General features: G+C 51.0%; 9 protein-coding genes. 4 read left to right on the forward strand and 5 right to left on the reverse strand.

What is annotated here, in order from left to right; translation table 11 throughout:
• Positions 1–241 precede the first annotated feature (241 nt).
• From glnA to BLR00_RS15475, 3 genes are all read left to right on the forward strand, one after another.
• The gene (gene glnA / locus BLR00_RS15465) at positions 242–1651 is read left to right on the forward strand and encodes a type I glutamate--ammonia ligase (RefSeq protein WP_074634004.1); all 1410 of its coding nucleotides are present in this window, start codon (positions 242–244) and stop codon (positions 1649–1651) included.
• A gap of 193 nt (positions 1652–1844) precedes the next feature.
• On the forward strand, positions 1845–2507 hold the full coding sequence (locus tag BLR00_RS15470; protein WP_074634005.1) for a tetratricopeptide repeat protein: 663 nt from the start codon (positions 1845–1847) through the stop codon (positions 2505–2507).
• 224 nt (positions 2508–2731) lie between these two features.
• Positions 2732–3988 (forward strand): putative Na+/H+ antiporter, encoded by a 1257-nt coding sequence (locus BLR00_RS15475; RefSeq protein ID WP_074634006.1) that lies wholly within the window; start codon positions 2732–2734, stop codon positions 3986–3988.
• 66 nt (positions 3989–4054) lie between these two features.
• Here BLR00_RS15475 and BLR00_RS15480 read toward each other — a convergent pair whose 3' ends face one another.
• From BLR00_RS15480 to BLR00_RS15500, 5 genes are all read right to left on the reverse strand, one after another.
• Entirely contained in the window at positions 4055–4357 is a 303-nt protein-coding gene (locus BLR00_RS15480) for a LapA family protein (RefSeq protein WP_074634007.1), read from the reverse strand.
• A 98-nt stretch (positions 4358–4455) separates the two neighbouring features.
• Positions 4456–5286, reverse strand: a complete 831-nt coding sequence (gene pbpG / locus BLR00_RS15485) for a D-alanyl-D-alanine endopeptidase (protein WP_074634008.1) — start codon at positions 5284–5286, stop codon at positions 4456–4458.
• Between the two features lie 338 nt (positions 5287–5624).
• Entirely contained in the window at positions 5625–8690 is a 3066-nt protein-coding gene (locus BLR00_RS15490) for an EAL domain-containing protein (RefSeq protein ID WP_074634009.1), read from the reverse strand.
• A gap of 116 nt (positions 8691–8806) precedes the next feature.
• Positions 8807–9235: a response regulator gene (locus tag BLR00_RS15495; protein ID WP_074634010.1), complete on the reverse strand. Its 429-nt coding sequence runs from the start codon at positions 9233–9235 to the stop codon at positions 8807–8809.
• 382 nt (positions 9236–9617) lie between these two features.
• Positions 9618–11573: a PAS domain-containing sensor histidine kinase gene (locus BLR00_RS15500; protein ID WP_256324178.1), complete on the reverse strand. Its 1956-nt coding sequence runs from the start codon at positions 11571–11573 to the stop codon at positions 9618–9620.
• 522 nt (positions 11574–12095) lie between these two features.
• On the opposite strand from BLR00_RS15500, the gene BLR00_RS15505 reads away from it, so the two are divergent.
• Positions 12096–12728 (forward strand): MotA/TolQ/ExbB proton channel family protein, encoded by a 633-nt coding sequence (locus BLR00_RS15505; RefSeq protein WP_004174284.1) that lies wholly within the window; start codon positions 12096–12098, stop codon positions 12726–12728.
• The last annotated feature ends 2 nt before the right edge of the window (positions 12729–12730 follow it).

Genomic DNA, 12730 nt, shown 5'->3' on the forward strand with positions numbered 1-12730 from the left:
GAAAGATGCAATGTTATTCCTTTTTGAAGCACGTGTAACCTAAGGCACTTCGGTGCAAGCCCGTCATTCAGTATGGCTACCCCACCGCTATACGGCCCTATTTTAATAATTTGATCGCACCCTTTGGCACAATGTTTGATTCGTTTGAAGTAATGACGACGTTCGTACTGATATAATTCCCATTTTGTGCGCCTTGTGACGTATCTTTATCGAATAACTGAATTCCGGTCTGGAGAAAAATATGGCGGTAGTTGATGTTCTTAAAATGATTCAGGAAAACGAAATCAAGTTCGTTGATCTGCGTTTTACCGATACCCGCGGCAAGGAGCAGCATGTGACGCTTCCAGCTCACGCATTTGATGCGGACAAGCTTGAGGACGGCCATGCGTTCGATGGCTCTTCCATTGCCGGCTGGAAGGGTATTCAGGCTTCCGACATGTTGCTGGTGCCCGATCCTGAAACTGCTCATATGGATCCGTTCATGGATGAGGCTACATTGCTCATCACCTGTGACGTGGTCGAACCTTCGGATGGCAAAGGTTATGACCGTGATCCGCGCTCCCTGGCAAAACGTGGCGAAGCCTATCTCAAGTCGACCGGCATCGGCGATACCGCCTATTTCGGCCCCGAACCCGAATTCTTCATTTTTGACTCTGTCACCTGGCATGCGGACATGTCCGGTTGTTCCGTAAAAATAGAATCCGAGGAAGCGGCGTGGAATTCCGCGGAAAAATACGAAGGAGGCAATACAGGGCACCGTCCGCCCGTAAAAGGCGGATATTTCCCCGTTCCTCCGATCGACTCTTTGCACGACATTCGTTCCGCCATGTGTCTGGCGCTGGAAGAGATGGGGGTGGAAGTTGAAGTCCACCACCACGAAGTCGCAACTGCCGGGCAGTGCGAAATCGGCACCAAGTACAACAGCCTGGTGAAGCGTGCTGACTGGACCCAGGTATTCAAATATGTGGTGCACAATGTTGCCCACTCTTACGGCAAAACGGCGACCTTCATGCCAAAACCCATTGTCGGAGACAACGGTTCCGGCATGCATGTACATCAATCAATCTGGAAGGCCGGGCAAAATCTGTTTTCTGGAAATGGCTATGCCGGACTTTCCGAAATGGCGCTGTTTTACATAGGCGGCATTATCAAACACGCCAAGGCCTTGAATGCCATTACCAATCCAGGCACCAATTCCTACAAGCGCCTGGTTCCGGGTTTTGAGGCGCCGGTCAATCTTGCCTACTCGGTAAGCAACCGATCCGCCGCGGTGCGTATCCCTTATGCCAACAGCCCCAAAGGGCGGCGCATCGAAGTGCGATTTCCCGATCCCACCGCAAACCCCTATCTGGCATTCACCGCGATGATGATGGCCGGACTTGACGGCATCCAGAACAAGATTCATCCGGGCGACCCCATGGACAAGAATCTTTATGATCTTCCCCCTGAAGAAGCGGCGAGCATTCCGAATCCCTGCGTTTCGCTGGATGAAGCGCTGGACAACCTGGACAAGGATCGAAACTTTCTCACCCGGGGCGGCGTGTTCTCGAATGATATGATAGACGCCTACATCGAACTCAAGATGGAGGAAGTGACACGTTTTCGCATGACTACTCATCCGGTAGAGTTTGATATGTACTACAGTCTATAGGGCTTCCATAATTTTAGTGCGCGTTCGCACCGTTCCCGAACGCGGCAAATAATTGGAATCTGGCAGATACCACTCATTTCTCACACATTTTTTAGCTGAACGCTATGACCCATAAAAACATCTTGAGCAACCTGATTCTCCCCCAAGGGGAAAGTTCGCCAGGAGGCGGATCCAGGCTGCAGGAAAATACTCGATGAATATTCTTGCTGTTTCATTGCTAGCCGCTCTCTCGCTGACACTTGCGGGTTGTGGCGAAAAAGCGCCGGTGGAGACACCCAAGACAGAAGCGCCGCCGGCTAAACTTGCGGATGAGTTTACGTCTGAAAAGGAAATTCCGTCAATATTGGAGAAAGAGTTAACGGCGGAAGAAAAGTCTGCGCTAATGGACAAGATAATGCCGTCGTCCCCAAATGAGCCAACGCCGGAAGAAAAGTTTCTGAAATTAAGAAAAGATGCGGATGCTGGAGATCCAAAAGCGCAAAATGGTCTCGGTGTGATGTACTACACCGGCGAAGCCATATCCAAGGACTCATCGGGCAGGATTTTAAGCAACGATCCCGAGACAGCCGCGGCGTGGTTTCACCGATCCGCTGCGCAGGGGTATGCCGACGCGCAATTCAATCTCGGCTTGATGTATGCTAATGGCGAGGGGGTATCAAAAGATGCCGCCAAGGCCATAGAATTATTTCAGAAAGCTGCTGATCAGGGGAATATCGATGCACAAAATAATCTGGGGGTGATGTATTACTCCGGTGAAGGTGTACCGAGAGATGCGGCCAAGGCCAAGGAGTGGTTTGAAAAAGCCGCCGCGCAGGGCAATGCGGATGCGCAAGCCAATCTCGATGCGATGAAATAAATCTGTTGCGGTAGATTTGTTTATCAATTTCCATGTCAACGGTAACGCGATAGAGAATGCAAACCAAATATATGGCGCTGACTTTACTTGTCCAGCAAACTTTCCGGTAGTAAGAATGCTGTATCAGCCAGATTAATGTACAAGCATATGGCCTGTAGATTCTCCGCATATCTCGCACCCATGAGCATGGATCTCCCCCCGCAACACTGCCAATCAGGCAGTGAATGAATCCCACTTCTATTGAGATTATTGGCGCGATCCTGTTTGGCATTGCGCTAGTTCACACTTTTTCGACCAAATTCTTCGAGCGGCTGGCGCATACCCGCCCGGCTCACGCGGGTACTTGGCATTTTCTGGGCGAGGTGGAGGTGGTTTTCGGCTTCTGGGCAATGATTCTGGTCATTGTGATGCTGATCATTGAAGGTAAAGACGCCGCAACCACTTATCTCAATGGCCAGAGTTTTACCGAACCGATGTTCGTGTTCGCAATCATGGTAGTTGCAGGCAGCCGTCCTATCCTGCAATTTGCAATGTTATGCGTAAAAACTATCGCGCAGCGCATTTCGTGGTCCGAGGGGAAAGCATTTTATTTCGTTACGCTATCATTTGTACCCTTGCTGGGGTCACTGATCACCGAACCGGCAGCGATGACATTGGCCGGTTTGATTCTACTTCAGCGTTATTACTCCAAGGAAATCTCGACGCAACTCAAATACGTCACCCTCGGTGTTCTATTCGTCAACATTTCGATCGGCGGAACCATGACATCGTTCGCCGCGCCGCCCGTACTCATGGTGGCCGGCAAATGGGGATGGGACAATACTTTCATGCTGACCACATTCGGCTGGAAGGCCGCACTTGCCGTGCTGGTGAATGCTCTGGCAGCCACTCTTCTATTTCAGCACGAATTATCGAAAATGAAGAATGAAGAAGATGCGCCACGCGTTAAAGTTCCCTTTCTCGTGGTGCTTATACATCTGGTCTTTCTGATTGGGGTCGTAGTATTTGCGCATCACCCGGTTGTCTTCATAGGACTGTTGCTCTTCTTCATCGGGTTTACCCATGCCTATGAACGCTACCAGGATCCACTGATCCTGCGGGAAGGGTTGATGGTTGGCTTTTTTCTGGCTGGTCTGGTTGTGCTCGGGGGATACCAGAAATGGTGGCTGCAACCCCTATTGACGGACATGGACAATACCACACTCTATTTCGGCGCCACCCTTCTTACGGCGTTCACCGATAACGCAGCGCTTACTTATCTCGGTTCTCTGCTGGAGGGGACGAGTGCGGAGTTTCGTTACGCGCTCGTCGCCGGGGCTGTCACGGGTGGCGGCCTCACGGTAATTGCCAATGCACCCAATCCGGCGGGCTTTTCCATCCTTAAAGGCTCCTTCAAGGATGGGGCGATTCATCCGTTAGGTTTGCTGGTGGCCGCGCTTCCCCCTACATTTGTTGCCATTCTTGCCTTTCAGTTGCTTTAGCCCAGATAATTATTTGAACGCGAGAGGATGGTGAGGCAGGTTACGGTACGTGAAATCTGCTCCATCCTAGAATCCATATGGCGCAGAAGGGGCATCTTTCTTTGTGGCGCGCAAATCATCATTCTCGGTCCGTAGCATGTCGACCTGTTTACGCAGACGGCTTATCGAAATTCGCTCACGCAGCATGGTCGGCACTGTCACCAATGCACCAATGAGCGCACCTAGGCCAAAGCATGCCGCAATCACCACGGCGAGAGAAGCATCAACACGCCACAGAAAAAATACGACGCTGACGGACACGGCATTCTGGACCGCGAACATGACAATCAGGAAAATAACGACGAGTGCGGCAATCAGCTGTAATTGCATAACGGCTCCATTCCCGGATGACAGCCTCCCGCGTTAATGCAGTTGTCAGATTAGGCCGAAACTCGAAAATCGTCGCAGTGGCGCACCAGAAAAACCATTCAACCGCGAACCTTGCGAGTGAAGCCGGTTTCCATCCATTTCTTGATACGATTGGCGTCGCCGATGCGGGTATTCTTTCCTGCGGAATCAAGCAATACAATAATAACCGGCCTACCGGTTATTTTTGCCTGCATCACCAGGCAGCGGCCAGCTTCGCTAAGAAAGCCCGTTTTTGATATGCCGATATCCCAACTTCCGCTATGTACCAGACGGTTGGAGTTAGTAAACCGCAGGCTGCGATCGTCGTCTTCAAATTCCACCGCGTGCGCGGTGGTAGTGGAAAATTCACGGATGATGTGGTAATCCTCCGCGGCATCGACCAATTTTGCCAGATCGCGAGCCGTTGAAACGTTGGCCCGGTTTAGTCCCGTGGAGTCAACAAAATAGCTATTGCCCATGCCGAGCTCAAACGCCTTATCATTCATTGCCACAACAAATGCACGGATGCCCCCCGGGTAAGCGCGTCCCAGCGCAGCGGCGGCTCGATTTTCAGAAGACATCAGTGCCAACCGCAATAGTTCCTGACGAGTGAGACTTGCTCCTACCCGCAAACGTGAGCGGGTGTTTTTGAGAACGTCGATGTCGGCGGCTTCTATCATGATTTCTTCGTCAAGCGGTAGTTTCGCATCAAGTACCACTATTGCCGTCATCAGCTTGGTAATGGAAGCGATCGGCATCACCGTATCCGCATTCTTGGTGTAAAGAATACGTCCATGCTGCGCGTCCAGAATCAGCGCAGCTTGCGACCTGAGATTCAACCCGCCCGACTGGGCGAACGCGCCGCCGGCAAATGCAAACATGACACAAGTCGCAAAGATAATTTTTCTCATTCTGTCTTATCTAGTGGAAGAATTCATCTGCTCACCCCGCGGATCGGAAAATCAGCACCGGCAATGGATACGTTAACAAATATTGAAGAATAGGGAAAGAACTTTATAAGAATTGCTGAAACAAATAACCCCGGCAGCGCTGGTTGCAAACCAAGTCCCGGCCTCATTGTTCAGGCAATGAGAAGCCAATTCGTCGTTTCGGATATTTCACCGGATCGCGGGACGATGACGAATTGGTTTGCGAAGTGAATCGCGTATCCCCGCCAAACCTGTTAGAGAAATGTCGTTGTCATGTCCGCTTACGATAATTTTTGTGCCTGCCTGGCGAGATATCCGGATTAGTTTATCAGCAACCGGCGGTCTTCCATCAGCACTTGCGAAGCATTTTCGAGTGGCAGCGGCCGTGAGAAATAATACCCCTGCATCTCATCACAACCATGATGTATCAGGAAATTCAACTGCTCCCTGGTTTCGACACCCTCGGCTACCACTCTCAATCCCAGGCTGTGCGCAAGCTTGATCATTGCTACCGCGATGGTTGCGTCGTCAGGATTAGTCGTAACATCCCGGATGAATGTGCGGTCGATCTTGAGCACGTCGAGCGGAAAACGTTTAAGGTAGGCGAGGCTTGAGTAGCCGGTGCCGAAATCATCCATTGAAATTTGCACACCAAAAGCTTTCAGGTTTTGCAGCGCATTGGCAGCTGTCTCGGCTTCCTTCATCAATACCGATTCGGTCAACTCAAATTCCAGCAGGCGGGGATCGATTCCGGTGATCCTGAGCGTTTTTTCAATCACCGCATCGAGATCTTGCTGCTGAAACTGCCGTGCCGAGAGATTGACTGAAACCGGATGCGGAACCAGTCCTTGATCCTGCCATCTTCCTATCTGCTCGCAGACTGTCAGGACTACCCACTCACCAACGGATACGATCAATCCGGTATCCTCCAGGACCGAGATAAACTGGAACGGCGGCACCAGCCCCAGCGCCGGATGCCACCAGCGCAACAGTGCCTCAAAACCGGTAATTTTGCCACTGACCAGGCTCACTTTCGGCTGATAGTGAAGCACGAATTCACGCCGTGCCAGCGCACCGCGCAGTTGCGTTTCCAGTTTGAGGCGCGCGACCGCGCGCTCGTTCATCTGTGGCAAGTAAAACTGATAAATCGCGGGTCCCTGTTCTTTGGCCTGGAACATCGCGGTGTCGGCATTCCTGAGCAGGCCATCCGCATCCGTACCATCTCCGGGATAGATACTAATTCCGAGGCTGGCGGAAATGTAGATTTCCTGGCCTTCCAGCTCGAATGGCTGTGACAGCGCGGCAATCACTTTTTCCGCTACCAGGGTTGCATCCTCTGCATGAGCCAGGCTGGAGAGAATGAACGCGAACTCGTCACCGCCCAGACGCGCGACCGTGTCGCCGGAACGCACGCACTGTTGCAACCGTTGTGCGACTTGAACCAGTAGCCTGTCGCCGGTGCTATGGCCCATCGTATCATTGACGATCTTGAAGCGGTCAAGATCAGCAAATACAACACCGATTCGCCCGTGGTTGCGCTGTGCCTGTTCCATCGCCTGACCGAGACGATCGAGAAACAGGCTTCGGTTGGGCAACCCCGTAAGAGGATCAAACTGGGCCAGGTAGGTTAACCGCTCCTCGGCATTTTTTCGATTAATCGCAGTTGCGAGAACATTGGCAACGCTCTGCAAAAAACTGATGCTGGCCGGCGTAAAACGAAGTGTGTCACGGGAATAGGCGCCCAAAACTCCACTTGGACCATCGGTTCCCGAGATAAGCACGACAACTCCGCTGCGGATATCATGAGTTCTGAGGATTTCAGAGGGCGTGAAGCGAGTCTCGGTACGAAAGTCCTCCACAATGACAGGTTCACGGCTCAAGAGAGCAAACCGATTCTGCGTATTTTCATCGATGGTGCAGATCTGACGGCCAATCCATCCCTCTTGCCAACCCGAACCCGCTTTAAGAATAAAAGAACGGCCATCCAGAGTAATCAAAAGAATCTTGCAAAAATCCAGGTTCAAACCCTGAGAGGCAATTGCGGCCACCTGATTCCACAACTCGTCGAGATCGGTGCTGGCAAGCGCCTGTTGCCCGAATGCCGCAATGAGGCTCTGCTGTCTTGCGTGTTGCCGGATGGCTAATTCCGCCTGTTTGCGTTCAGTGATGTCGATATTGGTTCCTATTACTCTCAATTCCTTATCACTCGTACCCCACGTCACTGTCTGGGCAACATGGAGATAACGCACCGTTTCGTGTGCGCGCAAGATGCGAAAATCCAGGTGCTCCTGCCCTTTCTCGGCAACGATCCTGCGCAGCTTCACTTCCTGCTCTGCCAGATCATCCGGATGTACATAGGATTTCCAGACCTCATAAGTCATTTCGCACTCCCGTGGAACACCGTAGATCTCGTACATGTGGTCATCCCAGACGATCTCGCCGGTAGCGGTATTCCACTCCCAGATGCCTATCGCGGCCGCTCCGGTGGCAAGAGCAAGGCGCGTTCTTTCTTCCAGCAAAACCCGCTCTCTGCGATTCGACTCGGCCCGGAGCCAGACATTTTCTATGACTGTGGGTAGCCGCTGAAGATAGCCAGAATTTTTTACCACATAATCAGCGGCACCCAGTTTGAGAGACTGCCGTGCAATTTCTTCATCCCCCTGCCCGGTCACGAGAATGATTGGCAAATCAAACCCCCGAACCTGGCAAAGCTCCTTTATTACATCGATGGCGGAAGCTCCAGGCAAACGATAATCCAACAGGAGAACATCAATGGCAAGTTTCGGTTCAGGCACTGCAAAGCGATGCAAGACTTGTTCCGCGGTCTGAAGGGATTCAATGTGGAGGTGGGGAGCAATCGAAGCCAGTTCTCGTTTTGTCAAATCGATATCGTAAGCATTCGGTTCGACATAGAGAACTCTCAGCGTTGCAGCCCTGCGAAAGGTTTCCGTCTGGAATCTGTCGAGTGCCGCGCGGAGCACGAGAGCCAAGGTCTCAAGGAAATCGCTCCGTTTTATGACGTAATCATCCGCCCCCGCGCGGAGCAATGCCACCAGGGTTTCTTCGCTACCCGAGCCGGTAAGCACTACTACGGGCAGCGGCAGGTGCTGATCACGAACCTGAGCAAGTAAAGTCTTGCCGTTACCATCAGGAAGATTGAGATCAGTCAAGACCAGGTCATAACGCGCGGGAACGTCCCCGTTGGCCGGCGCGACTCCGACCGCTTCCAGACTGGTCCCATAAATCTCACGAAATCGTTCGAGCCGTGCGAGCGCCTCGGTTAATGTAGAAACGACTTCCAGCTGAATATCCGGCGCACGCTTCCGCAACTCGATTCGCACAAGATCAGCGTCTTGAGCATTGTCCTCAAGATAGAGGATTTTCATTATCCTAAATCCGGCGGTTGTGTGGAATTCACAAAAAACAAGATGCAATTCATATGCAGCAAAGGTTCAGTATGAATCATGATGTCGAGTTGAATGAATGGTCACCGGATACGGAATCATCCGTGCCTTGGCGGGCCGGCGATATTAAGAACAGTCCAGTAAAGTTCGATTTGCCTGGCTACTTCAATAAATTTATCAAAATCCACGGGCTTCACAATGTAGGAATTAGCCCCGAGCGAATAGGCTTCATGTATGTCACGGTCCTCAGCGGAAGAAGTAAGAATTACAACCGCGATGGTTCCAAAATCGGGATGGGCCCGGATGACGCGTAAAACTTCAAGTCCGCTAACTTTCGGCAATTTCAGATCAAGCAGTATCACTACGGGTATGGCTTCACCCGTTTCCCATTTTTCAATAAAGTCGAGCGCCTCCTGCCCGTCACGCGCCACTTGAAGTGGGTTGTTGAGATTGTGCCGAATGAAAGCACGTCGCGTAAGGTCCACATCCATTGGATTGTCTTCAATGAGCAGTATTGGCGAAGTCATATTTAATCGTAGTTTAGTGCATCAAAAATATCATCCTGAACCCGGTAGTTTGACAGGGTTAAGTGTGCGGTTTTTGGGATACAGGGCAAGGCACAACGACGCGGAATGGTCATTTCATTCCAGGAATTGCAATGCAGCCCTGTGCCGCAAAAACAGTGCAATTCACCTGCAGCGAATTCACTCACAAGATGAAGATTAATAAAATATCATTACTAATCATAGTAAAGCCAATAAATGAGTGGTCAACCATCGGGCTCAGGATCATTACGTAACAGCTTCGAGTAAGAGCACCAGGAGGCGAGGCCAGGAACGACTATATGTCAGTCAAGCCATAGAGAGACTCATCATTATTTTTATGCAACAATATTTCCGGCGTGCAATGCTAGCTATCCCGGAAAAGCGGTACTGGCTCCGTGCTGAATAATGGCAATGCCAGAAAAAAAGTTGCGCCGGCGCCCGGTTGACTTTCCGCCCAAACCCGTCCTCCTATTCGCTCCATCGCCTTGTGTACCATTGCAAGCCCAATGCCAGTACCCGGATACTCTTCAGCATGATGGAGGCGCTGGAATATCTCGAAAATTTTGTCGTAGAAGCGCATGTCAAATCCAATCCCATTGTCGCGCACCGAGAGAACACAATCACTGCTCGCAGCCTGCGCACGAATTTCTATTGCTGGTTCAGACGCATATCCGGAAAACTTGAAGGCGTTGTCAATCAGATTGCGCAGTGCTATCGCGAGGCCATCCGGGTCGACACTGACATGAAAATCGCTGATCTCGACAGTAAGACGTACATTCTTGGAGCGCGCGCGATACTGGTCCAATAGATTGGATACGAAGCTGGAAAGTTCTACGGCCGTCCTGGATACCCCTCGCCGCTCAAGCCTTGAATAAGCAAGCAGATCCTCAATCAGATCTGTCATATGCTTTGTTGCCGTCCGCACGTTTATCAGAAAATTCCGGCCTTCCTCATCGAATTGATCGTGGTATTCCTCTAATAAAAGACGGCTATATCCGTCGATGCCGCGGAGGGGCGCCCTGAGGTCATGCGAGACGGAATAACAAAAACTTTCCATCTCCTTACTCTTGGCCAGGAGCTGGGCAGTACGTTCTTCCACTTTATGCTCCAGGTTTACCTTGGCATCCCGTAGTGCGTCCTCAGCATTCTTTCGCTCGGTGATATCTTTAATGATAAGAAATGCCAGTTCTTTGCCATCGCCATAATGTGAAAGTAGCCCGGAATAGCTGAAGATACGCTCCCAATCTCTATCCACGCGTCCAATCCGCAACTCCAGATCCTGCAAATGCTCACCCCTGAGGATGCGTGTCAATGGCCATTGGTCGAATGGCAGGGTGATTCCTTCGACACTCGAAAGTTCGTAGAGCTGCGCAAAAGTATGGTGATTGAGCAGCGTTTCCTCCGAATTGCCGATGTCATGCATCTCCAGCGCCGCCGGGTTCCAATGCAGCGATTGACCTGCAAGGTCGGAAATGATAAGCCCTTCACTCATATTTCCCATTACCACCTCAAACCGCCTCTCCATTTCACGTCGGGCCTTCTCCCCCAGTCTCTGTTCATTTACATCCGTGTTGGTTCCAAACCACTGCACTACATGGCCTTCCGCATTCCTTAACGGCTCCGCCCGGGTCAGAAATATACGAAACCGCCCATCCGCCCCGCGTAATGGAAACTCCATGTCGAATGCCTCTTCGGCAGCGGTGGCGCTGATCCAGCGCTCCATTACTTTAGGCAGCATCACGGCGTCGTGCACCTTCTGCCAACCGAATCCTTCCATTTCTTCCAGTGTAGTGCCCGTGTAGTCATACCAGCGCTGGTTATACCAGGTTCTCGACCCATCGGTTTCAGCTATCCAGGCGAGCTGCGGGATGGTGTTGACAATAGTCCGAAACCGCTCTTCACTGTCCCGAAGCGCCAATTCCGCACGGCGGCGGGTCGTAATATCAAGAATAATTGCCAGAAATACCGTGCATCCTGATTGGACAAATAGCTGCAAGTGAACTTCGATGGGATAAAGCGTACCATTCGCACGCAAATGCATGGTTTCAAAAATGAGTATTTTCTTCTCGCCATGCAGAAGCGGATTGGTCATGGTTCGGAACGACGCTTCATCAAATTCCGGGTTGATGTCGAGCGGTGTCATCATCCACAGCCGATCCAGGCTATAGCCAAGATTAAGCTGTGCCCGGCTGCTCACATACTCGAAACGCAAGGTCTGGATATCAAAAAGATAAATTTCATTCAAACTCTGTTCAAGAATACCGTCAACTTCGACATGTACATTCTCGATCTGCGTAAGCTCGCGGGTCTCCTGATTCATCTCGGAAACACATGTAATCCTTCCTGCAGGGTTCTTGATTGGAGATATCATTACGAAAACCTGGCGCTATTGATCTTTCTTTTTCCAAAAAAACAAATATGCATATCGCTTTGTCGTTCCCGGTGTTAAATTCAATCAATCCGTATGATTAGCTTACTATTTCTATCGCGCTGCTCAATGCATCAGGCGAAGACGATCTACTTTGCGCCTATGAGTGGCATTCTTGCCACTTTTGGCTGGATGCGATCCTATTTGGGATGGCGCTGCAATAAATTTGAGTCGTAATAATTCAATCGCTTGTCTTCCTCAATCGATGAATCCGGAATACGCTGCGAAGGCTGGCCCGGCCAGCCCATAATAACGCTATGAAACCCTAAAATGAGAACTACGGATAGCTGTAAGATCTTACAGCTTGGCACAGGTAAAATTATGACTTGAATAACCTGGACCAGACCGTTCCGCGGGAACGACGAGCTTTTTAAACTAAAAAGGGGCTGAGTATCACCCCGTTTGGAGATAAACATGCAAGAACTACAAGCAACCTGGACCGCGTTAAAACTCGGCGGGTTAATTATTGTACCTTTATCTTTGCTGGCGGTCATCGCGTTGGCCATCATGCTCGAGAAAGCCTTTGTCTATTGGCGTTATGCACGCCTGTCGCATGATTTGCTGAACCTCGTCGAAACCTATGGTTTTGCATGGGCCGACCTCGAAAAAATATTATCGGGGCTGGACGAGCGCCATTATTACAAGCGATTCTTCGAGGTAGTGATCAGTAACAGACATCGGCCATCGTGGTGGACCGAGTCTCGTGCGGCGGATGAAGCTCAACTAATCGAAACATCTCTTGCCAGCCGGCTATGGATATTGGAAACAATCGTCACTGCCGCGCCATTGCTCGGGCTCGTGGGAACAGTCGTCGGAATGATGCGTGCTTTCCAGATTATCGGCGGCGAGGGAATCGTCAATCCCACCGCGGTGACGGGAGGCGTAGCCGAGGCACTTATCGCGACCGTGGTTGGTCTGGTAATCGCATTGATTGCCTTGTTCGGATTCAATTATTTCTCTCGCCTGCAATCGCAAATAATGGATGAGATGGAACGTCTTGGAACGCGCCTGATTGATCACATCCGTCTCGATCAGGAGGGACGGTAACA

It is taken from the genome of Nitrosospira multiformis, from assembly GCF_900103165.1.
Taxonomy (GTDB): Bacteria; Pseudomonadota; Gammaproteobacteria; order Burkholderiales; family Nitrosomonadaceae; genus Nitrosospira; species Nitrosospira multiformis_D.